This is a genomic window from Pseudonocardia sp. NPDC049154 (assembly GCF_040648315.1).
Classification (GTDB): Bacteria; Actinomycetota; Actinomycetes; order Mycobacteriales; family Pseudonocardiaceae; genus Pseudonocardia.
Map to the genome: position 1 here is coordinate 184,693 of NZ_JBEZDN010000001.1, position 22,679 is coordinate 207,371.

Here is a 22,679-nt window from a genome sequence, read left to right on the forward strand (position 1 = left end):
CCTCACCGATCCTGCGACAGCGCCTGCAGATCGGCCCGGCGCACCTTGCCCGTCTCGGTCCGGGGCAGCCGCTCGACGACATAGACGACCCTCGGGCACTTGAAGGGCGCCAGCCGTTGCCGGCAGTACTCGACGAGCTCCGTCGCGAGTCCGGGGCCGGGAGTACCCAGCGGTTGGACCGCCGCGCGGACCTGCTCGCCGAATTCACCGTCGGGCACCCCGAACACGGCGACGTCTTCCACGGCCGGATGCAGGGCCAGCACGTCCTCGACCTCGGGCGGATAGACGTTGACCCCGCCCGTGATGATCAGCTCCGAACTGCGGCCCGACAGGTAGAGGTACCCCTGGTCGTCGAGCCTGCCGAGATCACCCGCACATCCCCATCCCGGCGTCGCCGCGAGGTCGGCCCCACCGTCCGGCCGGCGAAGGGGCTCCGGCGCACCGTCGCGGACGAGCCAGACGCGCCCGGTCTCCCCCGCCGGCAGGTCACGCCCCTCGGCGTCGGCGATGCGGATCGAACCACCCTTGGCCCGACCGACCGAGCCCGGGTGCGCGAGCCATTCCTCGGGGCCGATCGAGGTCCTCCCGTAGCCCTCCGACGAGCCGTAGTACTCGTGGAGGATCGGACCCCACCACTCGAGCATCGCCTGCTTGACCGTCGGCGGACACGGAGCGGCGCCGTGCACCGCGACACGGTGGGAGTCGAGGTCGTACCGTCCCCTGACCTCCGCCGATAGCCGGAGCATGCGCACGAACATCGTCGGCACCCAGAGACTGTGCGTCACCTCGTGCCGCTCGATCGCGGAGAGGCACTGCTCCGCGTCGAAGCGCTCGGCCATGACGACCGTGCCGCCGAGCTGCTGCACTGCGTGGAGGAAGCCCATCGGCGCGGTGTGATAGGCGGGACCGGGACTGAGGAACGTCGGCGGCTCCTCGCCAGGGCGCGGGACCACGCCCAGGTCGGTCATCATCGTGGCGTACCGCAGTGAGACCTCGCGAGGGTGGACGCCCGGAGGGCTCTCGCGGAATGGCTTTGGTCGACCGGTCGTGCCCGAGCTGAACAGCAACCGGCCGCCCATGGTCTCCGGTGGAGCGTCCTCCGGGCGAGCTGCGGAGACCATCTGGTCGTAGCCCTGACCGACCACCGACCACATCGGATCCGGGACCCCCGCGAGACCCACGGCGGCCCGGACCGTCGGCACGAGTTCCGTCCCCACCACCACGGCGGCCGGCCTGGCCATCTCGACCAGGGGTGCGAGCTCGTCCGCACGGAGGTGAGTGTCGACGGGAGCGAGCACCAGGCCACTACGCCAGCAGGACCAGGCGATCTCGGCCCAGCGCACGTCGTTGGTCAGGGCGAGGAGGACGACGTCCCCGATCGCGAGGCCGGCGCGGCGCCACACGGCCGCCAGCGCCGCACTGCGGGCGTCGAGCTCGGCCCAGGTGACTCGGTTCCCGCTCCCGACCATGACCAGGGCGGGCCTGTCCGGCATCGTCGCCGAGTGCACACCGGGATACATGGGCGACAGCGTAACTTTTGGACCGACCATTGATAAGGGCGATGCCTTCTCGCTAGCATCGTGCCCCCGATCACAACCGGGCGTTCGCGACGAAGCGGAGAGAACACCGATGGTCACTGCCGAGACCCCCGCCCTGACAGTGCACGACCGGTACGACGAGGAGACGCGGCGGCGTTACCGTGAGAACGGGTGGTGGCAGGGCGGTTCCGCTGCCGGCCTCCTCGACCGTTGGGCGGAGGCCACCCCTACACGGCGGTTCGTGTCCGACGGGACGACGGAGTTGGACTACGGCACGCTCCGCGAACGTGCACACGGCTTCGGCGCCACGCTGCTGCGCCTCGGCGTCCGGCGCGGGGATCGGGTTGTCGTCCAGCTGCCCAGCTGGACGGAGTTCGTGATCGCGTACCTGGCGATCAACCGCATCGGCGCGGTGACGGTGCCGATCATGACCGTGTACCGGCAGACCGAGGTCGCGCACGTCCTGCGCAACTCCGGCGCCGTCGCCGCCGTCACCACCGGCGAGTTCCGCGGGTTCGACCACGCTGAGATGTTCCGCGCCCTGCAGCGTGAGATCCCGGCGCTCGCGAACCTCATCGTCGCGCGCGCCACCCCGGCCGCCGGCGAGCTGGCGTTCGACGAGGCGTGCGCCCCTGCGTCCGGCTCTGTGGACCTCGGCGAGTACCCGGACCCCGACGACCCGCACGTCATCGTCTACACGTCCGGGACCGAGTCGACCGCCAAGGGCTGCGTCCACACCTGGAACACCATCGACTTCTCTGCCCGCGGTCTGGCCCGGGACGTGTTCCAGACCCGTCCGGACGACGTCATGTTCATGCCGTCCCCCGTCGCGCACGCCACCGGCCTGCTGGTCGGGGTGCTCGTCCCACTCGCGACAGGATCCGAGACGCATCTGCTCGACGTCTGGGAGCCCACCGAGGCGCTGCGCCGCATCGAGCGGTACCGCTGCACGGCGTCGGCCACCGCGACCCCCTTCGTCCGGATGGCACTGGACGCCCAGCGCGAGGCCAGGCTCGACCTCTCCTCAATGCGTTTCTGGCTGTGTGCCGGCGCGCCCATCCCCGAGGCCCTGGCCGTCGAGTTCGACCAGGCCTTCGACGGCGGCGTCCTCATGCCGCTCTACGGCTGCACCGAGTTGCTCGCTGTCACCTGCTGCCATCCGGGAGACCCCCTCGAGCGTCGGGCGGGCTCGGACGGCACCCCCGCGCTGGAAGGCGTCGAGCTCCGGCTGCTCGGACCCGACGGGGACCCCGCGGCCGTCGGAGAGGAGGGTGAGATCTGCTACCGCGGCCCCGGCGCCATCCTCGGGTACTGGCGCGACCCGGAGCGCACGGCTGCCACCGTCGACTCCGACGGCTGGCACCACACGGGTGACCTGGGGAAGTTCGACGAACACGGCTACATGCGCGTGTCCGGCAGGCTGAAGGACATCATCATCCGCGGGGGCACGAACCTCAGCGCGGCCGAGATCGAGGGCTACGTGCTGGCTCACCCGGCCGTCGCCCAGGTTGCCGTCGTGCCCTACCCAGACGAGCGGCTCGGCGAGAAGGCGTGCGCCGTGGTGGTGCCGACGCCCGGCGAGCGGCCGACGCTCGAGGACATCGCGTCGTTCCTCACGGGACGCGACATCTCGATGCAGAAGCTCCCGGAGAAGGTCGTCCTGGTCGACCAACTGCCGATGACTGCGACCGGCAAGATCCAGAAGTTCCTGCTCCGCGACCTGGCGCGGCCCGGGACCTGACAGCCGCCGGTCCGCCCGCGGCGCCGGGGACCGTTCTCAGACGCGGTTCCCGGCGAGGTCGAGGGCGATGTCGACGATCATGTCCTCCTGGCCGCCGACGAGGCCGCGGCGGCCGACCTCGACGAGGATGTCCCGCGTGTCGAGGCCGTACTGCGTGGCCGCGCGCTCGGCGTGGCGCAGGAAGCTGGAGTACACCCCTGCGAAGCCCAGCGTGAGGGTCTCCCGGTCCACGCGCACGGGCCGGTCCTGCAGCGGGCGGACGATGTCGTCGGCGGCGTCCTGCAGGGCGAACAGGTCGCAGCCGTGGTCCCAGCCGTGGAGGTCCGCGACCGCGACGAAGGCCTCGACGGGACAGTTCCCGGCGCCGGCGCCGTGCCCGGCCAGGGAGGCGTCGACCCGCGTCACCCCCTCCTCGACGGCGACCACCGAGTTCGCCACCGACAGCGAGAGGTTCTCGTGGGCGTGGATGCCGATCTGGGTCGTGGGCTCCAGGACGTCGCGGTAGGCGCGGACCCGATCACGGACGTCGCGCATGGTCAGCCGGCCACCGGAGTCGGTCACGTAGACGCAGTGCGCGCCGGCCTTCTCCATGATCTTCGCCTGGGCCGCCAGGTCGGTGGCGGGGGCCATGTGCGACATCATCAGGAACCCGGACACGTCCATCCCGAGCTCGCGGGCGGTCTCGATGTGCTGGATCGCGATGTCGGCCTCGGTCGCGTGAGTGGCCACGCGCACCGAGCGCACGCCCAGGTCGAAGGCCGTCCGCAGCTGCTCGATCGTGCCGATGCCGGGCAGCAGCAGGGTGGTGAGCACAGCGTGCTCGACGACCTCGGCCGCGGCGGTGATCCACTCCCAGTCGGTGTGGCTGCCCGGACCGTAGGTCAGGCTGGCCCCGGCCAGGCCGTCGCCGTGCGCGACCTCGATGGCCGCGACCCCGGCCCTGTCCAGGGCAGCGGCGATGGCCCGCACCTGCTCGGGTGTCATCCGGTGCCGGACGGCGTGCATACCGTCCCGCAGGGTGACGTCCTGAATGTAGAGCTGTGCGGTCACCGGGTCACCTCCAGCTGAGCGCCGACCAACTGCTCGGCTGTGCGCAGCGCGGCCGAGGTCATGATGTCCAGGTTCCCGGCGTACGAGGGCAGGTAGTGCGCCGCACCTTCGACCTCGAGGAAGACCGCGACCCGCCAGCGCGGGCGCGGGGCGTCGCCGATCAGGGTGCTCAGCGGCTCGTCGTCGAGGATCGGGTCGACCTGGACCTGTTGCTTGAGCCGGTAGCCGGGCACATAGTGGGCGACCTCGGCGCGCATGGCGTTCACCGAGGCCCGGATCTCGTCGGGGTCCCCGCCCGCCGCGAGGCACAGCACGGTGTCGCGCATGATCATGGGCGGTTCCGCCGGGTTCAGCACGATGATCGCCTTGCCACGGCGCGCGCCGCCGACGACCTCGATCGCCTTCGACGTGGTCTCGGTGAACTCGTCGATGTTGGCCCGGGTTCCGGGTCCGGCCGAGCGGGCGGCGATGGAGGCGACGATCTCGGCGTAGGGCACGTCCGTGACCCGCGAGACCGCGGCGACCATCGGGATCGTCGCCTGCCCACCGCAGGTCACCATGTTGACGTTGCGTGCGGTGCGGTGCTGGTCGAGGTTGACCGCGGGCACCACGAACGGGCCGAGAGCGGCGGGCGTGAGGTCGACAAGGATCTTCCCGTGCGGCTCCAGCAGGGCGGCGTTGGCGACGTGTGCCCTGGCCGAGGTGGCGTCGAAGACCACACCGATGTCATCGAACACCGGCAGCTGCAGTAGGCCCGGCACACCCTCGGCGGTGGTGGCGTACCCGAGTCGCTGTGCCCGGGCGAGCCCGTCGGAAGCGGGGTCGATGCCGACCATGGCGCCCATCTCCAGCGTCTGCGACAGCCGGATCACCTTGAACATCAGGTCCGAGCCGATGTTGCCCGAACCGACGATCGCGACCTTCGTCCTCAAGGCGTGCGTCCTCTCAGTTCGCGACGCTCAGCGGGCGGGTGTGGGCGACACCGCCACCGGGCCGAAGGGCGGTGCCCGAGAAGCCGACCGACACGGTGCCGAGGTCGGACAGGCGCGCGGTGTAGACGCCGTCCGTCGTCGCGGGCACCATCGGCCCCAGAGCGCCGGACAGCACAACCTCCCCCGCCCGCAGCGGGACCCCGAGATCCCGGCAGGTCCGGGCCAGCCACAGCACCGCCTCGACCGGGTCGCCCAGGCACGCCGCCCCGGTCCCCTCGCTCACCGTGGCGCCGGCCCCGTCGACCAGTTCCATCCGTACCGTGGTCAGGTCCAGCCCGGCGAGATCGAGCCGCTCGGTCCCGAGCACGTACATCGCACTGGAGGCGTTATCGGCCACGGTGTCCGCGAACGTGATGTCCCAGCCGGCGATCCGGCTGTCCACGATCTCCAGCGCCGCCACCACGTGTGCGGTGGCGGCCCGGACCGCGGCGGCGTCGAGGTCCGCGGCGTCGAGGTCGGCGGCCAGGACGAAGGCGATCTCCGCCTCCACCTTCGGCTGGAGCAGCCGGCCCGAGTCGGCCACCGTGGCGTCCGCGACCTCCATGTCGGCGAACAGCACGCCGAAGTCGGGGCGGTCGACACCGAGCTGCCGCTGTACGGCCGGTGACGTCAGGCCGACCTTGCGGCCGACGATCCGACGGCCCTCCTCCAGGGACCGCGCGGTCAGGATGTTCTGCACGGCGTACGCCGTCCCGGCGTTCCCGTCGGGCAGCAGGTCTCGGATCGGCGCGCACGGGGTGCGCGTCCGCGTGGCCTCGAGCAGCCGCTCGGCGGCCTCCTGGATGCCGTTCGGCATGGTCGTCCTTCCGTCGGTGAGGGAATCGGCCCCGAGGGCCAGGTACTCGTGCCGGCGTCCCCGAGGGCCTGCGGGCTCAGGCATCGTCCAGGCCCAGGAACTCCAGGGCGTTGCGGCACAGGCGCTCGTGACCGAGGTCGGCGGGCAGCGCACCCGACTCGCGGGCCACTTCGACCGAGCGCATCGACTTCGCCAGTTGGTCGGGGAAGAAGGGTGCGTCGCTGCCGAGCAGCAGTCGGTCCGCGCCGAAGCGGTGGACGAGCAGCCGGAGATGCTCGTCGTCGAACACGAGGGTGTCGGCGTACAGCCGGCGCGTCAGCGCGTCCCAGAGGTCTGGGTCACCCGCACCACCCAGATCCGCGGCGACCCGCAGGCGGGGGTAGGCCCAGGGGAAGGCGCCGCAGCCGTGCGCCAGGGCGACCCGAAGGTTCGGATGGCGCTCCAAAACGCCGCCGAAGACCAGCGACGATGCGGCGATGGCGGTGTCCGCAAGCATCCCGAGTCCCAGGTCGTAGGGCTGGCCGGCCCGGCGAACCACGCCCTGTCCGCCGAGGATCGGGTGGACGAACACCGCCGCGCCGACCCGGTCGCAGGCTGCCCAGAAGGGGGCGAGCTCAGGGGCGTCGAGGTCGAGGTCACCGACCCGCGTGCCGATCTCGACCCCACGCAACCCCAGATCCCGGCAACGGGCCAGCTCGTCGACCGCCTTGCCGATGTCGGCGAGGGGCAGGCAGCCCAGGCCCAGGAGCCGCCGGTCCGACCGCTCGCACGCGGCGGCCACGGAGTCGTTGATCCAGCTCGCATAGGCGGGGTCGGCGCCCGGGGAGCACGCGTGCTCCATGGTGACCGGCACGGGCGAGACGACCTGGTGGGAGACACCCGCAATGTCCATCTCACGCAGGCGCTCGTCGACGTCCCAGAGCACGGACGTCACCTTCCGGAAGGTGACCTCGCCGCACATGATCCTTCCCGCGGACCCGCTGTCGAGGACGAGTCGGGGTGCGGACGGGTCGTGCGGGCCAGGCTGCGGGACGTCCGTGCCGAGATGGTGGGCGTGGACGTCGACGGCCGTCGGAGCAAGCACGGGCATCACCTCGCCGGTGGCGGCGCGAGCGGACGGCGCATCGCCGCGATGAGCCGGCTCGTCATCTGGTCGGTCTCCTCGGGGTCGAGCCCCCACGGCGGAGGCGTCAGGACGAGGTGATCGACCGGCTCCGCATGCCTGGCCACCACCGTGGGTAGATCGGCGGCGGTGCCGACGATCGTGCACTCGTCGATCGCGGCATCGGGTACCGCTGCCGCCATGGCCGCGAAGTCCTTCGCGCGGGCCGCCTCGCGGATGTGCTCCTGCTCGGAGGTCCAACCGTGCAGGGCGAACAACCGGTCGTAGACCCGCGACGCGGCGTACTGGGCGACGGCGAACGCCGCCCGGCGCCGGGCCTGCTCGAGGTCGGACGCCCCCTCGGCCACGGCGCAGATCCGGATACCCATGACCTGGAACGCGTCGAGGTTGCGACCGGCTGCGGTAGCAGCCACGGCCAGCTCCGGTCGGACGACCTCGTCGAGGTAGCGGCGCGTGAACATCGGGTGCCCGACCAGGCCGTCGGAGGCCCGTCCGGCCGCCCGGATCATGCCCGGGTTGACGCCCGCGGTCCAGATCGGCAGATGTTCTTGAAACGGCGGCGGCGTGTCTGCAGTCGGTGACACGTTGACCTTGTAGAAGCGCCCCTCGTGGTGCACCGGGCCCTCGTGCAGCCGCCACAGCTTCCGCAGCACCTCGACCAGCTCGGTAATTCTCGCGGCCGGCGACTCCCCGCTCACGCTCAGCCAGTTCTCCAGCATGCCGCGCGTGCCGGTGCCGAGGCCCAGCACTAACCGGCCCTCCGAGAGCTCGTCGAGGTCGCGCGCCTCCGCCGCCAAGATCAAAGGCGAGCGGCCAGGGCCGTAAGCGATGTTCGAGCCCACCATGACTCGCGAGGTCGCCGCGGCCAGCATGGCCCTCGAGACCGTGGCGGACCGGTTGTAGAGCTCACTCACCCACACGCCGTCGAAGCCGGCATCCTCGGCTTCGCGGGCGATCGCACCGAGCCGTGCGTACCGATCCGCTCCCCGCCCTCCTCCGAAGATCGTCAAGCCGTACCCGGTCATCGACCCTTCCCTGTCATGTCCCACTGCCGCCGGCCCCGAGCCCATCGTCAGTGAGTCGCAGGAGGACCGATGCCTCAGCGACCGCCTTTCCGGTGGCCCCCAGGATGCGGACCCGGGTGCTCGCCAGCGAACGCCCGGCGTGCAGGAGCTCAGGGACGACGGTCAGCGGACCGGTCGCCGGCCGCAGGTAGACGACGTGCACCGACGAGGTTCGCCAGCGCCCGCCGAGGGGCCCACCCCGGACCGCCTCCTGCGGTGCGGCACGGCGACCGGACATCTCGGCCAGGCAGGCGAGGACACCACCGTGCATCACCCCCTGGGCATTCTCCAGCCAGGATGACGGCTCGGTCGTGAGCCGCCCACCACCCTCGTGGAGAACGCCGAGCGCGGCGGAGAGTCCTGCACGACGGCGGGCCTCGCCACCGGTCGCCGCCGCACCGGCGGCCGGCACCCCGGTCACGGCGTGCAGCCAGACCGTGGCCGCCGCGACGACGGACCCGTCCTCGTGGACGGCGCGCCCGCGGGCCGCGCCACCGTTGCTGTCCACGTGCAGCATCTCCGACTCCGCGAGCACGCGGCCCCCGGCAGGCAGCGGCGCTGGGAAGCTCAGGCTCAGCTCCGTGGTGACGGCCCACATCTCCGACGGCATGCACGAGAGGGCGGCCTGCCCCACCACGTCATCCATGAGCACGGCGAGGGCGCCGGATGCCAGCCCGTCCCCGCCGAGCCCATCCTGCAACCACGGGCCGAGCGTCATCGTCCCTGCCGCCCAACCACGGCCGGCTCGGAGCGGCGCCACGGCGAACAGCTCCTCCGGCCGGCCGTGCGGTGTGATCGGAGGGGTCAGCACGGGCGTGCTGCTGCTCGGGTCACCCACGAAGGAAGTCCGCCACCAGCGCCGTGAACTCGCCGGCCCGCTCGATCTGCGTCCAGTGCCCGCAGCGTGCGAACACGTGCAGGTCGGCATCCGCCAGGAGGTGGAGCATCGTCCACGACACCTCCGGCGGGACGACCTTGTCCTCGCGGCCGTGGACGAGCAGTGAGGGCGTGCGGATCGCGCGGGCCTGCTCCTCGGTGATGCCCAGCTCGTTGCCCTTGTGCCGCGGATCGGTGAACATCGCTCGATAGGCGTCGAAGGTCTCGACGCTCGCCTCGTACCGGATGCGCACCAGCTCGTCGGTGATGATCGACTTGTCGACGGCGAAGTAGTCGAGCAGCAACGCCCGCATGTTCTCGGGAGACGGCTCGTAGGCCCGCAGGGCCTTCAGCCCGTCCGTCACGGTCATCCCCACGCCGGGCGACCCCATGAGCACCATCCGCTCGACCCGGTCCGGGTATCGCTCGGCCATGTCGAGGGAGATCCGCCCACCGAGGGAGTTGCCGACGAGTGAGACGCGGTCGAGCCCCAGCGCGTCCATGAACCCGACGATGTGGTCGGTCCAGGTCTGCAATGAGTACACGACGTCGGCGGGCCGTGAGGTCGCGCCGTAGCCGACGGTGTCCGGCGCGAGGACGCGGAAGTGCTCGGCGAGACCCGGGATCGTGTGCTGCCAGTTCGCCCAGCCCGAGACCCCGGGTCCGGAGCCGTGCAGCAGCAGTACCGGTGCGCCGCTCCCGGCCTCGAGGTAGAAGGTGTCGATCGGCTCAGCGGTGAGGCCGGGCACGACGACCCGATTGCGCTGCACGAGGTCGGCGGCCGTTGCCGTGGTCATGAGACGTCCCGTCCCGCCGTCCCGGCACCCACCTCGGCAGGCGCCTTGAAGACGGCGAAGCACTTGTTGGAGTTGAACACGTCGGTGGTCACGAAGGTCGACCAGTCACGCGGCAGCCCGAGCTCGTGCACCGCCCCCAGCAGGCAGAACCAGTTGAGCATCTCGTGCTGTCCGGCATCGACGATCTCGGCGCCGGCGACCGCGCGCCAGGTGTCGACGTCGTCGGCGAGGAAAGCTTCGTAGAGCCGCTCGTCGGCGGGGGTGTCCGGGCGCAGGTGCCACAGCTTGTCGGTGAGGAACGCGTGCGACCAGCTCGACGACGCCACCAGCGCGACCCGCAGGTCGGTGTCCCGGAAGGCCCGGGCGACGGCGGCGCCGAGGTCCAGGCAGCGCGCCGGCGAGGGACCGACGGGATCCAGCTGCTCGTGGGCGATGTCGGCGAACCGCGCCAACCCACCCTTGCGTGCAATCGCGTGCTGCCCGTAGCAGTTCACGGTGATCGGCAGCAGCGGGTACGGGAACTTGGATCCGGCATCGTTGTAGTCGAGGAACAGCTGGGTGTTGAGGATGGCGTGCGGGAAGTGCGCCCCCGCCCGCTTGCGGTACGAGTACGCCATGTCGAAGCCCGACTCGATGAGGACGTTCGCCAGGCGTCGGGCCGCGGCGGCGTCGCCGTGCAGGGTGATCCCGAAGTCATCCGGGAGGCCCCAGGCGTTGGGGCTGCCGCGCTCGTTCATCACCTCGAACGCCGGGACCTCGAGGTCGTCGTAGGCCAGCACGCAGAAGGGCGGCACGACCTCCTCGCGGAAGTTCTCGTACTGGTCGTCGCCCCACACGACCACCAGGTCGGGCCGGAACTCGTCGAGCTCGGCCCGGCAGCGTGCGAGGTGCTCGACGAGCTCGGCCCGGTGGGCGGAAGCCGCGGCGGTCCCGCCGTCCTCGCCCCACTCTCGGCGCATCCGTTCCGGCCAGGAGGTCGGGTCTTTCAGCTCCTGCGGGATGTCCGGGTCGGTCAGCGTCCAGCGCAGGAGGCCGGCCATGTGTTCGTCCGTCCCGGCGAGCAGTGGGTAGTGCGTCAGCCCCAGGCCGAGGAACTCCGCCATGATCCCTCCACGTGTCGTCGGCGTCGCTGCCGTCGGGCCACCCTACGCAATCCTGTATGCAAGATTCAAGAGTCGTCGGCCGTCACCGGCGAGCGCGAGGAGTCCACGGCCCGGACGAGGTCGCCCCGATGCAGGCCCAGCACCTTGTCGAGCGCCTCCCGGTCGCCGTCCCGGATCGCCGCCACCAGCTCCGCGTGCACCTGGATGTTGTGGGCGTACATCTCCTCGTGCCCGGGGAGGAGCTCGACGCGCACCAGGCTCCCGCTGATGATCGCGGCGATGGACTCGTACATGCCGGCCAGCACCGGGATCCGGGCCGCACGGGCGATCGCCAGGTGCAGCCGCAGGTTCGCCTCGAGATAGGCCCGCGGGTCGGCGGCGGACCGCATCGCCTCGAGCGCCCACTCCATGTCGCGCACGTCCGACGGTCCTGCGCGGTCGACCGCGACCCTGGCCAGGACGTCCTCGAGATGGGTACGGGCCTCGAACAGCTCCAACGGGTCCGCACCGGTGCCGGTGAACCACAGGTCGAGCGCCCCGAGCCGCACCTGCGGCGGTCGGCTCGCGACGAACACCCCTCCCCCGGGCCCCGATCTGACCACCACCAGGCCACGGTCCCGCAGGATCCGCAGGGCCTCGTTCATCACGGTGGGACTGACCCCGAACCGCTCCATGAGGTCCGTCCGGCGCCCGAGGTTGGCGCCCACTGGAGTGCGCTCCGCCAGCAGTTCGTTCTCGACGTCCGCCGCCACCCGCTGGGCACGTGACAGCGGCCTCCCGTCCTCCGGCACGGAGCCTCCTCAGGGTCGATTGTCTTGAATCCTACACACAGGATCGGTACGGTCGGACCAAATCCGCCGATCGAGGCGGGAACCTGGACGACGCCGTCGAGGAGTCAGACACATGACCGTCACGCACGACCCGATCCGGCAGCAGGCTCCGAGTGGCCCTCTCGTCGAGGAGGATCACGCCGGACACCGCTTCCGGGTGCACCGCTCGACCATGACGTCGCCCGAGGTCCATGCCCTGGAACTGGAGCGTGTCTTCGCGCGCAGCTGGCTCTACGTCGGGCACGAGTCCGAGATCCCGGACAAGGGCGACTACGTGCGCCGTCCCGTCGGCGGCCGACAGATCTTCATGGTCCGCGGGCGCTCCGGGCAGGTAAACGTCTTCCACAACAGCTGCACACACCGCGGCGCGATGGTGTGCCGTACCGACCGCGGCACCGCCAAGGTCTTCTCGTGCTTCTACCACGCCTGGTCGTTCAACACCGACGGCGACCTGGTCGGTGTCCCGGACCGGCAGGCCTACGGCGACGGGCTCGACTTCTCGGCGCTCGGCCTGCGCAGCGTCCCCCGTGTCGAGAGCTACCGCGGCTTCGTGTTCCTCTCCTACGACCCGACCATCGTGGGTCTGGTCGAGTACCTGGCGGACGCGAAGGAGTACATCGACCTCGTCGTCGACGCGACCGGGACCCCCGAGATCATCTCCGGCACCAACGAGTACGCGATCAACGCGAACTGGAAGCTTCTGGCGGAGAACAGCATCGACGGCTACCACGCCGTGTCGACCCACGACACCTACTTCAAGTACCTGGTCGCCCTGGGCACCGATCTCGCGGGCGGTGTGCAGGGCACGGCGAAGTCGCTCGGGAACGGCCACGCGGTCCTGGAGTACGCCGCCCCGTGGGGCCGCCCCGTGGCCAAGTGGGAGCCGCTGTTCGGTGAGGCCTCCCGGGAGGAGATCGGCCGGCTGCGCGCGGAGCTGGTGGAGCGCCACGGCGAGCAGCGTGCCTCGCGGATGGCGGACACCAACCGCAACCTGCTGATCTACCCCAACCTCGTGATCAACGACATCATGGCGGTCACCGTCCGCACCTTCGTGCCGGTCTCCGCGGACCGCATGGAGGTCACCGCCTGGGAGCTCGCCCCCAGCGAGGAGCTGCCCCAGCTGCGCCAGCGCCGGCTGGACAGCTTCCTGACCTTCCTCGGCCCCGGCGGGTTCGCCACCCCGGACGACATCGAGGCCCTCGAGTCCTGCCAGCAGGGCTTCCACAGCGGCGGAGTGGAGTGGAACGACATCTCCCGCGGCATGGCCCGCGAGCCGCAGGCCAACGACGAGGAACAGATGCGTGCCTTCTGGCGGCGCTGGAACGAGCAGATGATGGGAGAGACCCGATGACCGCCACCGCGGACGCGCGATCCGACGCCGGGCCGGTGCCCGCCCCCGAGGTCGGCCGGTTGGACGGGGTGACCCGGGACCAGGTCGAGGACCTGCTCTACCTCGAGGCCGGCCTGCTCGACGACTGGGAGCTCGACACCTGGCTGACCCTCTACACCGACGACTGCCGCTACGTGATCCCCTGCAACGACACCCCGGAGGGAGATCCGGCCCGGGACCTGGTGCTCGTCGACGACGACCACCTGCGACTGTCCTGCCGGGTCGAGCGGCTCAACTCCCGGCGCGCCCACCGCGAGTACCCGCACTCCGCCACCAGCCATCAGGTGACGAACGTGCGCCTCCTCCCCGTCGAGGGCGACGAGCTGCCGGTCCTGGCCGAGTTCGTGGTCTGGCGCTTCCGCGGGGAGCGCTCGTACTCCTACGCAGGCCGCTACCAGTACCGCCTGCGGGTCGTCGACGGCAGGCTGCGCATCGCGTCGAAACGGTGCGTGCTGCGGATGGGCAGCCTCCGCCAGGTCTCCGACGTGGCGATCATCCTGTGACCACTCGCGAGAGCACCGACCCGGCCCGCCCGCTCCTCGGGCGGGCCGTGATCGTGACCGGCGGGGCGACCGGCATCGGCCTGGCCGTCTCCCGCCGGCTCCTCACCGACGGCGCCGGCCTGCTCGTCGCGGCCCGCGACGAGCAGGAACTCAAGGGCGGTCTCGACGCGCTCGAGCCCGGCGAGGGGGTACCCGTACCGACTGGGTTTGCGGGTGACCTCTCCGCCCCCGGGACCGCGGAACGGATGCTGACCGCGGCGATCGACGCCTTCGGGCAGGTCTACGCGCTGGTCAACAACGCCGGCGGCGGAGTCATCCGGCCGACGCTGGAGCACACCGAGGAGACCCTGCGGGCGACGATCGACAACAACCTGTGGACGACCCTGCGGTCCACGCTGGCCGTGCTCCCCCATCTCGTCGCCGGGGGCGGCGGGCGCATCGTCAACATCGGCGCCGAGTCCGTGCGCAACGGACTGACCGCACACGCGATCTACAACGCGGCGAAGGGTGGCGTGCACGCCCTCGCCGTCGGGCTGGCGCGGGAGTTCGCCCACGCCGGCGTCTCGGTGAACACGGTCGCGCCGTCCTACACGCTAACCCCCGAGCTCGCCGCGGCGATCGAGGCGGGCACGCTCCCGTCCGCCCTCGAGGCGGTGGTCGACGACGCCGTACGACTGATCCCGATGGCCCGGCCCGCCGATCCCGCCGAGGTCGCGGGCGCCGTCGCCTATCTCCTGCGGCCCGAGTCCGGGTTCGTGACCGGCCAGGTGATCGGCGTCAACGGCGGAAGCAGCATGGGCTGAGGCCCTGAGGCCCGCGCCGCGCGCCCGACACACGGCGTGACCCCGCCCGGCCCACCGATGCGGTCGTGGGCCCGGCGGGGTCCCTGGTCGTTCCCGGGGATCGCGCCCGTCAGAACCGGATGACGCCGCGGATGTTGCGCCCGGCGTGCATGTCCTCGTAGCCCTGGTTGATGTCGTCGAGGGCGTACTCGGTGGTGATCAGCTCGTCGAGCTTGAGGACGCCCGCCTGGTAGAGCTCGAGCAGCTTGGGGATGTCCGCCCGCGGGTTCGAGGACCCGAACAGCGAGCCCTTGATCTTCTTCTCGAAGAGGACCAGCTCGAGCAGCGGCACCGGGATGCCGACCTCGGTCGCGTTGCCGAGCGCGGTCACCACGACCGTGCCCTGCTTGCGCACGCCGGCGAAGGCCTGCGCGATGTGCGGGCCGGTGATGACCCCGGTCGTCACGATGGCGACGTCCGCGCCCTGCCCGTTGGTGAAGCTCTGCGCGAGGGCGGTGCCCTCCTCGACCGTCTCGACGGCGTGGGTGGCCCCGAGGGAGAGGGCGACGTCCCGCTTGAACGCCACCGGGTCGACCACGATCACCCGGGCCGCGCCCGCGTGCACAGCACCCTGGACGGCGTTCGAGCCGATGCCTCCGGAGCCCAGGATCAGGACCGTGTCGCCGGCCTGCACGCCGCCGGTGTACACCGCCGAGCCCCATCCGGTGCCCGCGGCGCAGCCCAGCAGGCAGGCCTTCTCCAGCGGGGTGTCGGCGGGCACCTTGATCGCCGAGTCGACGGCGACCGTGGTGTGCTCGGCGAAGGTGGAGATGCCCAGCGCCTGGCCGACGGGAGTGCCGTCCTCCAGCTGCAGCCGGAAGCTCGTCGGGTCGTCCCAGCGCGCCCCGAGCAGCGCGTTCGCGCCCAGGTCGCACAGGTTCTGGTGCCCCGTCGAGCACCAGCGGCACTTCCCACAGGCGGGCAGGAACGAGAAGATGACCTTGTCACCGACCTCGTAGCCCGTGGTGTTCGGCCCGACGGCCTCGACGATGCCGCCGCCCTCGTGGCCACCGCACACCGGGTACACGGCCACCGGCAGGTCGCCGGTGGTCATGTGGTCATCGGAGTGGCACAGGCCCGACGCGACCATCTTGACCCGCAGCTCGTTCTGCCGGGGCTCGTCGACGAGCAGATCGGCGATCTCGAACTTGCCAGGCGCCTGGCGGATGATGGCTCCGCGGCTCTTCATGGGATCTCCTTCGTTCACAGACGCCGCGCTCAGGCGGAGGCGTCGAGGTAGACGGTCTTGAGGACCTGGTAGCTGTGCAGCGCCTCGGGGCCCATCTCCCGGCCCATGCCGCTGGCCTTCACACCGCCGAAGGGCGCGGTCGGCTCGTTGACATAGGCGTTGATGCCGATCGTCCCGGTGCGCACCCGGCGGGCCACGGCCTCGCCGCGCTCGGGGTCCGCCGTCCAGACGCTGCCGCCGAGGCCGAAGTCCGACGCGTTCGCGATCGCGACGGCCTCGTCCTCGGTGCCGTAGGGGATCACCGACAGCACCGGCCCGAAGATCTCCTCCTGGGCGATCGTGTGGTTGTTGTCCACATCGGCGAACACCGTCGGCTGCACGAACCAGCCGCGGTCGAACGCCTCGGGGCGGCCGCCGCCGACGGTCAGTCGACCGCCCTCCGCCTTGCCCTTGGCGATGTAGGACTCGACCCGGTCCCGCTGCCGCGACGACACGAGCGGCCCGATCTGGGTCGACTCGTCGAGCGGGTCACCGATGCGCAGCGACCCGGCCAGCCCGCTGACGGTGTCGACGACCTCCTGGTAGCGGTGCTGCGGTGCGAGTACGCGGGTGCCCAGCCAGCAGATCTGCCCGTTGTTGAGCAGGGTCGAGGCGAAGAAGCTCTCGATGGTCGACGACAGGTCGGCGTCGTCGAGCACGATCGCCGCGGACTTACCGCCGAGCTCCAGGGTGACCGGGCGCAGCAGCCGGCCGCAGGTCTCGGCGATCGCGCGGCCCGCCGCCGTCGAGCCGGTGAACGAGACCTTGTCGACACCGGGGTGCGCGATGAGGTGCGCCCCGACCTCGCGCCCGCCGGGAACGACGTTGAGCACGCCCGGGGGCAGCTCGGCCTCCAGCGCGGCCTCGGCCATCAACATAGCGTCGAGCACGGTCTCGGGGGCGGGCTTGAGCACCACGGTGCAGCCGGCGGCCAGCGCCGGGGCGAGCTTGAGGAACGTGATGCCCTGCGGGACGTTCCACGGCACGACCGCGCCGACAACGCCGACGGGCTCGCGGATCACCCGGGCCTTGCCGCCCAGCATCCCGTCCCGGGTCTCCTCCTGGGGAGTGCTCGCGACGAGACCGGAGTAGTAGCGCAGCAGCAGCGCCGGGAATCCGGCCTCGAACTGCTGGGCCAACCAGATCGGCATGCCGTTCTGCAGGCTCACCCGCGTGGCGGTCTCCTGGGCACGTTTCTCCAGGGCTACGGCGAAGCGCTCGAGCGCCTCCTGTCGGTGGGTGGGCTCCCAGTGGGCCCAACCCTGCGGGTCGTCGAAGGCGCGCCGGGCCGCGGCCACGGCGTCGTCGATGTCGCGCTCGGTCGACACCGGCACGCTGCCGAGGCGCTCCTCGGTCGCCGCCGCCTGTACCGCGAGGGTCTCCCCCGAGTCCGGCTTCGCGGTCTGGCCGTCGATGTAGAACCAGGTGTAGTCGGTGGTTCCGGTCAGGACGCTCATGTGCTCTCTTCAGCTCCTCGGCTGTCTGCGGCTACTACTCGGGGCGGGACGGGTCAGCCGTTCGTGTCCGGGACGCTGATCCGCACGCCGTCACATCCGTCGCGGACGATGAGCTGACAGGACAGCCGGGAGCGCGCGTCGGAACCCTCGGCGAACTCCAGCAGGTCCCGTTCCTCGTCCGTGGCCTCGTCGAACAGACCTGCGAACTCCTCGTCGAGGTACACGTGGCACGTCGCGCACGAGCAGCTCCCCCCGCACTCGGCGACGATGCCGGGCAGGTTGTTGCGGACCGACCCGTCCATGACGCTCTGTCCGGCCGGCACCTCGACGTCGTGTACGGAACCGTCGGGGACCACGTAGGTGACCTTGGGCATGGTGCTCCTGGGTTGGGGCGAGGGTGTGCTCGCCGGGGTCTGATGGCGTCCGGGAAGGTCAGGGGTCAGAGCGCGGCGCCGCGGAGCGCGGCGTCCGCGTCCCGCAGCACGTCGGGATCAAGGCGCGTGCCCGCACCGATCCACTTCTTGCCCGCCATGAACTCGGGCGAGGCGTTGGCCGACTCGACCGCCACCGGTCTGCCGTCCACCAGATGGAACAGGGCGAAGCGACCGCGCGCGGGGTCGCCGCGCAGCACGGTCTCCGGACCCGGCGCGACCATGCCTGCGATCTTCAGCTTGAGGTCGAACTGGTCCGACCAGAACCACGGCGTCTCGGACTGCGGGGGCGGCGTCCCGAGGATCGTCGCCGCGGCCTGCTTCGCCTGCTCCGTGGCGCTCGGGATGCTCTCCAGCCGGGCCGGGCCCTCCACACCGGGGACGGGTCGGCACGTCACGTCGCCGATCGCGAGCACCGCCGGATCGCTGGTCCGCGCACCGGCGTCCACCAGGACACCGGGACGGCCCGGCGGACCGGTCTCGATCCCCGCGGCGGTCGCGAGCTCGTCCCGGGGCAGGGCTCCCACGCCTACCAGGACCGCATCGCAGTCGATCGTCTCACCGCCGTCGAGAACGGCCCGCCGGACCTGCCGGTCCGCGCCTTCGAACGCCACGACCGCCGCCTCCGTGCGGATGACGGTCCCCCGCTCGGTGTGGCGCTCGGTCATGATCGCGGACAGTTCGGGGCTCGCCACACGGGCGAGCACGCGCCCCTCGCGTTCGAGGACGACCACCTCGGCCCCGCGCGACCGGGCGACGGCCGCGACCTCGAGACCGATGTAGCCGCCGCCGACGATCAGCAGCCTGCGCCCTTCCTCGATCCACTTGCGCAGGGCGCGGGCGTCGCCGAGGGTGCGCAGGGCACCCACTCCGCCCAGGTCGGCGCCGGGGACCGGGAGCGGCCGCGGCCGCGCCCCGGTGGCAAGCACCAGGACGTCGTACGCCAGCTCGACGCCGGAGTCGAGCCGCACGGTCCGCGCGGCCCGGTCGATGGCAGTGGCCTGCTCGCCGAGCCTAACGGTGATGCGCTGCTCGCCGTAGAACTCGGGCGGGCGTAGCCACTGCTCCAGCTCGCCCTCGACGAACTTCTTCGACAGCGGGGGGCGGTGGTACGGATGGTCCAGCTCGTCGCCGACGAGGACGATCTCGCCGGTGTGCCCCTCCTGCCGGAGCAGGCCCACGAGCGCCGCAGCGGCATGTCCCCCACCGATGACGACGACGCGGCTTCCCGCGCCGGCAGGAGGGGAGGTCACGCCAGCTCCAGCCTGACCGGGAGGTTCTTCAGCCCACCGACGAAGTTGGTCTGCATGACCTTGCGCTCGCCGACGACCTCGATCGACCTGATCCGGGGCAGCAGCTCCTCGAACATGATCCGCAGCTCCTGCTTGGCCAGGTGCTGACCGATGCACATGTGCGGGCCGTAGCCGAACGCGATCTGCCGGTTCGGCCGCCGCGAGATGTCGAACCTCGTCGGCTCGTCGAAGACGTCCTCGTCCCGGTTGCCCGACTGGTAGAGCAGCATCAGCCGGTCGCCCTCGTGGATGGTCCGCCCGCGCAGCTCGTAGTCGCGCGTCGCGCGGCGCACGAAGTGCTTCACCGGCGAGGCCCAGCGCAGGCCCTCGTTGACCAGGTCACCGATCAGCTTCGGGTCCTGCTGCAGCGCGGCGAGGGTCTCCGGGTGGTAGGAGAGCGCCTCCAACGTGGCGGCCAGGGTGGTCGTCGTGGTGTCGTGACCGGCGGTGGCGATCGCGACGAACCAGCCGTACGCGAAGGTCTTCGGCCAGAACTCGCCGTCCTCGCGCCGCGCGTTGGCGATGATCGACGCCAGGTCCTCGCGAGGCTCGGCGCGCCGGGCCTCGACCAGCGAGTCGAAGTAGGCGTAGAAGTCCTGGATCGCAGCCGCCCACTGCTGAGCGGCGGCCTCAGGGCTCAGCGGCTCGACGTCGGCCCGCGCGGTGTCAGGGTCCGCGGTGCCGAAGAAGTCCTGGGTCAGCCCCATCATGCGGGGCTCGTCCTCTTCCGGGACACCGAACAGCGTCATGACGACGTGCAGCGGATAGTAGATCGCCCAGTCCTTGACGAGGTCGATCTCGTTCACACCGGACTCCAGCCGCGTGTCGATCGCCTCGCGGGCGAGCCGCCGGACCGTGTCCTCCCAGCGCTTCAGGTTCGCCGGGCGGAACCAGTCGTTGGCGACGTCCTTGACAGCCGTGTGCTCCGGCGGGTCGAGGTAGGTCACGGTCTCGAGGATGCGCAGGCTGCCGCCTGTGAGGCTCTTGGTGAACGCGTCGCCCGCCTGATTGGCGAGGATCGGGTTGTGCGAACCCTTCTCCTCGCCACCGCCGCTGGTGAAGACGTCGGGCTGGCGCTCGACCTCCATCAGGTCCGCGTGCTTGGTGACCAGCCAGAGCGGGTCGTAGCCCTCGACGTGGACCTGGGCGAGCGGGTTGTTCTCCCGCAGCCACTTGTAGGCCGCGAACAGCGCGACCTCGTCGCGGTGGCCCTCCGGCAGGACGATCTGCCGGGCGATGTCGTCGGGCACCGGCTTCGTGGTGGCGGTGTCCGCCTCGGTGGTGGTCACGGGTCCTCCGGTGGTTCGCGGCGGCGTCGTCGGACGCCGCGTACCGGGCCTCACGGCCCGAGTTACGTCGGATCGAGTAGCGCCATCGTCCGACCGGAGGCCTGTGTCGCACATCGCTCCTGGGGGGAAGACTCGTCATCCCGACGGCTACCCGTCCGCTGCTCCCGCAGCGCTCAACGCATGCGCCACACCGGATCGCGCTTCTCCCGGAATGCGGCGACCCCCTCCTTGATGTCCTCCGTGGTGAAGGCGAGAGCCAGCTGCGAGCGCAGCCCGTCGAGCGCCTCACGAAGCGGAAGGTCCCGGGTGGCGGCGATGGCGTCCTTCCCCAGCCGCATCAGCAGCGGTGACTTCGCGGCGAGGCGATGCGCCCAGGAGCGCACCGTCTCGGCGAACTCCTCGCCCGGCACCACGGCGTTGACGATGTTGAGCCGGTGGGCCTCCGTCGCGGTGATCGGGTCACCCAGCATCATCAACTCGTTCGCCTTCATCCGGTCCACGTTGCGGTAGATCAGCGCGGAGATCATGAAGGGGAACACCCCGACGTTGATCTCCGGGCAGCCGAACCGGACCCCCTCGCGGGCGATCACCAGGTCGCAGGCGAGCGCCAGCCCGAAGGCCCCCGCCAGCACGTCGCCACCCGCCGCGCAGATCACCGGCTTGCCCAGCTCGGCGATTGCCAGGTAGAGCTGCGGGAAGCGCTCGAGGCCCGCGTACTTCTCGATCGTGGGCACGTCGCCGGCGAAGGCTTTCAGATCGCCTCCGGCGGAGAACACCCGCTCATGCGAGGAGCCGAGCACGACGACCCGGACGGCGTCGCCGGCCCGCGCGGCCGCGAAGCCCACGAGAAGCTCGTCGAGCATTGCGTCACCCAGGGCATTGCGGCTGTCCGGATGGTCAAGGGTGAGCCAGGCGACCCCTTGGTCGTCGATCTCGTACCGCACCCGGGACGTGGTGGCCGGCATCGTCGTGCGCGCGGCCGCGAGGCGGATCCCGTTCGTGGTCATGGCTGTCTCCGGTGGATCGGGGCCCGGCGCCGGTCGCCGGAGCCGGTCGAATGAGGCGTCGATGCGTCAGGTGCCGCGGATCCGCAGAACGACCTTCCCGAAGCCGCGTCCGGACTCCAGGTGGCGGTGCGCGTCGGCGGTGTCCGACAGAGGGAACTCACGGTCGACAGGCGGGGGGACGATGCCCCGCCGCTCCACGAGGTCGACGAGTCCGGCGAAGTCGGCCGGGCTACCCATCGTCGTGCCGAGCAGGTCGTACTGTCCGAAGTAGAAGCGCCGGACGTCGAGGTCCGCCCGCTCTGCGCGGGCCGAGCCGAGCACGACCACGCGCCCGCCCGGCCGGACGGCCTCGAGCGCCTGCGCCCACGTCCCCACCGGATCGAGCACGACATCGAAGCCGGCCTTGTCGGGCGAGAGCGCTCGGGCGGCCGCGGGCCAGCCGGGGTCGCGGTAGCTCACGCCCCCCGTCGCGCCGAGCGCGACCGCAGCGTCGATCTTCTCCGTGGCCGAGGAGGTGACGTGCACGGTGGCGCCGATGCCGGCGGCGAGAGTGACGGCCATGGTGGCCACTCCACCCCCGGCCCCGAGGACGAGCAGCGACTCTCCGGCCCGCAGCCGTGCGCGGGTGAACAGGGCGCGGTACGTGGTCAGACCGACCAGCGGGAGAGCGGCGGCGTGGGACCAAGACAGCCCCGACGGCTTGCGTACGACGCATTCGCTCGGTACCCGGACGTACTCGGCGTAGGTACCCGGTCGGTGGTCGCCGAGGATCTCCCATCGCGGGCCCGGCGCCCGCTCGTCCGACCCCCACCACAGCGAGGGAAGGATCATGACCTCCGCGCCGTCGTCGACCCGTGTCCCGGCGCCGTCACTACCCGGCACGTGCGGCAGGGGCGACCCGTACCTCCCCTGCCGGACGAGCACGTCGTGCCAGTTCAGGGCTGCGGCCTCCAACCGCACCACTGTCGATCCCGGCTCCGGCTCCGGGTCCGGGAAGTCCTCGTAGACCAGGTTGGACGCGTCACCGAACCCTGTGAGCACCGCTGCTCGCACTCGCTGTTTCCTCTCGTCGTCGAGGAGGGCGCCGCCCCGCTCCTACGCCGGAGCCGGCGTGGCCGAGTCACCGAAAGGGTGGAGCCTGGCCCTTCACCGAAGAGGCACGGTAGAATTGTTGGACCGAAAACTCAATCCAGGACCGGCCGGATCCGCCTACTCGCGTCACCCGGCACTCGGAGGTGTGAGATCCACGTAACCCTCTCGAAGGACAGTCGTTAGCGAACTGTTGGACCATAAGTACGCATCGGGGGTGCGGGCCCTCCGGACCACCGAG

At 71.2% G+C, this 22,679-nt stretch carries 21 protein-coding genes; 4 read left to right on the forward strand and 17 right to left on the reverse strand.

Features of this window, described 5'->3' with window-relative positions; translation table 11 throughout:
• Positions 1–2 precede the first annotated feature (2 nt).
• Entirely contained in the window at positions 3–1,520 is a 1,518-nt protein-coding gene (locus AB0B41_RS00935; RefSeq protein WP_358197458.1) for an AMP-binding protein, read from the reverse strand.
• A 109-nt stretch (positions 1,521–1,629) separates the two neighbouring features.
• On the opposite strand from AB0B41_RS00935, the gene AB0B41_RS00940 reads away from it, so the two are divergent.
• Positions 1,630–3,279, forward strand: coding sequence for an AMP-binding protein (locus AB0B41_RS00940; protein WP_358197460.1), 1,650 nt, complete (start codon positions 1,630–1,632; stop codon positions 3,277–3,279).
• A 36-nt stretch (positions 3,280–3,315) separates the two neighbouring features.
• Here AB0B41_RS00940 and dmpG read toward each other — a convergent pair whose 3' ends face one another.
• The 9 genes from dmpG to AB0B41_RS00985 all read right to left on the reverse strand — a co-directional run bounded on the left by dmpG (position 3,316) and on the right by AB0B41_RS00985 (position 11,871).
• Entirely contained in the window at positions 3,316–4,329 is a 1,014-nt protein-coding gene (gene dmpG / locus AB0B41_RS00945; protein WP_358197462.1) for a 4-hydroxy-2-oxovalerate aldolase, read from the reverse strand.
• Positions 4,326–5,261, reverse strand: a complete 936-nt coding sequence (locus tag AB0B41_RS00950; protein WP_358197464.1) for an acetaldehyde dehydrogenase (acetylating) — start codon at positions 5,259–5,261, stop codon at positions 4,326–4,328. Before AB0B41_RS00950 ends, dmpG begins: the two co-directional genes overlap by 4 nt.
• A 13-nt stretch (positions 5,262–5,274) precedes the next feature.
• Positions 5,275–6,117, reverse strand: coding sequence for a fumarylacetoacetate hydrolase family protein (locus tag AB0B41_RS00955; protein ID WP_358197466.1), 843 nt, complete (start codon positions 6,115–6,117; stop codon positions 5,275–5,277).
• A 76-nt stretch (positions 6,118–6,193) separates the two neighbouring features.
• On the reverse strand, positions 6,194–7,201 hold the full coding sequence (locus AB0B41_RS00960; protein ID WP_358197468.1) for an amidohydrolase family protein: 1,008 nt from the start codon (positions 7,199–7,201) through the stop codon (positions 6,194–6,196).
• Between the two features lie 5 nt (positions 7,202–7,206).
• Complete coding sequence (locus AB0B41_RS00965) at positions 7,207–8,310, reverse strand: LLM class flavin-dependent oxidoreductase (protein WP_358197470.1); 1,104 nt, start codon at positions 8,308–8,310, stop codon at positions 7,207–7,209.
• On the reverse strand, positions 8,279–9,142 hold the full coding sequence (locus AB0B41_RS00970; protein WP_358197472.1) for a PaaI family thioesterase: 864 nt from the start codon (positions 9,140–9,142) through the stop codon (positions 8,279–8,281). Before AB0B41_RS00970 ends, AB0B41_RS00965 begins: the two co-directional genes overlap by 32 nt.
• Positions 9,135–9,977 carry an alpha/beta hydrolase gene (locus tag AB0B41_RS00975; RefSeq protein ID WP_358197475.1) on the reverse strand — a complete coding sequence of 281 codons (843 nt, stop codon included), beginning with the start codon at positions 9,975–9,977 and terminating at the stop codon, positions 9,135–9,137. Before AB0B41_RS00975 ends, AB0B41_RS00970 begins: the two co-directional genes overlap by 8 nt.
• On the reverse strand, positions 9,974–11,080 hold the full coding sequence (locus tag AB0B41_RS00980; RefSeq protein ID WP_358197477.1) for an extradiol ring-cleavage dioxygenase: 1,107 nt from the start codon (positions 11,078–11,080) through the stop codon (positions 9,974–9,976). Before AB0B41_RS00980 ends, AB0B41_RS00975 begins: the two co-directional genes overlap by 4 nt.
• A 65-nt stretch (positions 11,081–11,145) precedes the next feature.
• Positions 11,146–11,871: an FCD domain-containing protein gene (locus tag AB0B41_RS00985; RefSeq protein ID WP_358197479.1), complete on the reverse strand. Its 726-nt coding sequence runs from the start codon at positions 11,869–11,871 to the stop codon at positions 11,146–11,148.
• A 112-nt stretch (positions 11,872–11,983) separates the two neighbouring features.
• On the opposite strand from AB0B41_RS00985, the gene AB0B41_RS00990 reads away from it, so the two are divergent.
• From AB0B41_RS00990 to AB0B41_RS01000, 3 genes are read left to right on the forward strand one after another with little or no spacing between them, the layout of a single operon-like run.
• Entirely contained in the window at positions 11,984–13,261 is a 1,278-nt protein-coding gene (locus tag AB0B41_RS00990; protein WP_358197481.1) for an aromatic ring-hydroxylating dioxygenase subunit alpha, read from the forward strand.
• Positions 13,258–13,803, forward strand: a complete 546-nt coding sequence (locus tag AB0B41_RS00995) for an aromatic-ring-hydroxylating dioxygenase subunit beta (protein WP_358197484.1) — start codon at positions 13,258–13,260, stop codon at positions 13,801–13,803. Before AB0B41_RS00990 ends, AB0B41_RS00995 begins: the two co-directional genes overlap by 4 nt.
• Complete coding sequence (locus tag AB0B41_RS01000) at positions 13,800–14,606, forward strand: SDR family oxidoreductase (protein ID WP_358197486.1); 807 nt, start codon at positions 13,800–13,802, stop codon at positions 14,604–14,606. The genes AB0B41_RS00995 and AB0B41_RS01000 overlap by 4 nt, the downstream gene beginning before the upstream one ends.
• A gap of 109 nt (positions 14,607–14,715) precedes the next feature.
• On the opposite strand, the gene AB0B41_RS01005 is transcribed toward AB0B41_RS01000, so the two are convergent.
• From AB0B41_RS01005 to AB0B41_RS01035, 7 genes are all read right to left on the reverse strand, one after another.
• Positions 14,716–15,834 carry an NDMA-dependent alcohol dehydrogenase gene (locus AB0B41_RS01005; protein ID WP_358197488.1) on the reverse strand — a complete coding sequence of 373 codons (1,119 nt, stop codon included), beginning with the start codon at positions 15,832–15,834 and terminating at the stop codon, positions 14,716–14,718.
• A 29-nt stretch (positions 15,835–15,863) separates the two neighbouring features.
• Entirely contained in the window at positions 15,864–17,330 is a 1,467-nt protein-coding gene (locus AB0B41_RS01010) for an aldehyde dehydrogenase (RefSeq protein WP_358197490.1), read from the reverse strand.
• A 53-nt stretch (positions 17,331–17,383) separates the two neighbouring features.
• A complete protein-coding gene (locus AB0B41_RS01015; RefSeq protein WP_358197492.1) occupies positions 17,384–17,704 on the reverse strand; it encodes a 2Fe-2S iron-sulfur cluster-binding protein in 321 nt (106 codons plus the stop codon).
• Between the two features lie 65 nt (positions 17,705–17,769).
• Positions 17,770–19,014: an FAD-dependent oxidoreductase gene (locus AB0B41_RS01020; protein ID WP_358197495.1), complete on the reverse strand. Its 1,245-nt coding sequence runs from the start codon at positions 19,012–19,014 to the stop codon at positions 17,770–17,772.
• Positions 19,011–20,342, reverse strand: coding sequence for a cytochrome P450 (locus AB0B41_RS01025; protein ID WP_358197497.1), 1,332 nt, complete (start codon positions 20,340–20,342; stop codon positions 19,011–19,013). The genes AB0B41_RS01020 and AB0B41_RS01025 overlap by 4 nt, the downstream gene beginning before the upstream one ends.
• 173 nt (positions 20,343–20,515) lie before the next feature.
• Positions 20,516–21,349 carry an enoyl-CoA hydratase/isomerase family protein gene (locus AB0B41_RS01030; protein WP_358197499.1) on the reverse strand — a complete coding sequence of 278 codons (834 nt, stop codon included), beginning with the start codon at positions 21,347–21,349 and terminating at the stop codon, positions 20,516–20,518.
• A 66-nt stretch (positions 21,350–21,415) separates the two neighbouring features.
• Positions 21,416–22,390: a zinc-binding dehydrogenase gene (locus AB0B41_RS01035; protein ID WP_358197501.1), complete on the reverse strand. Its 975-nt coding sequence runs from the start codon at positions 22,388–22,390 to the stop codon at positions 21,416–21,418.
• Positions 22,391–22,679 lie beyond the last annotated feature (289 nt).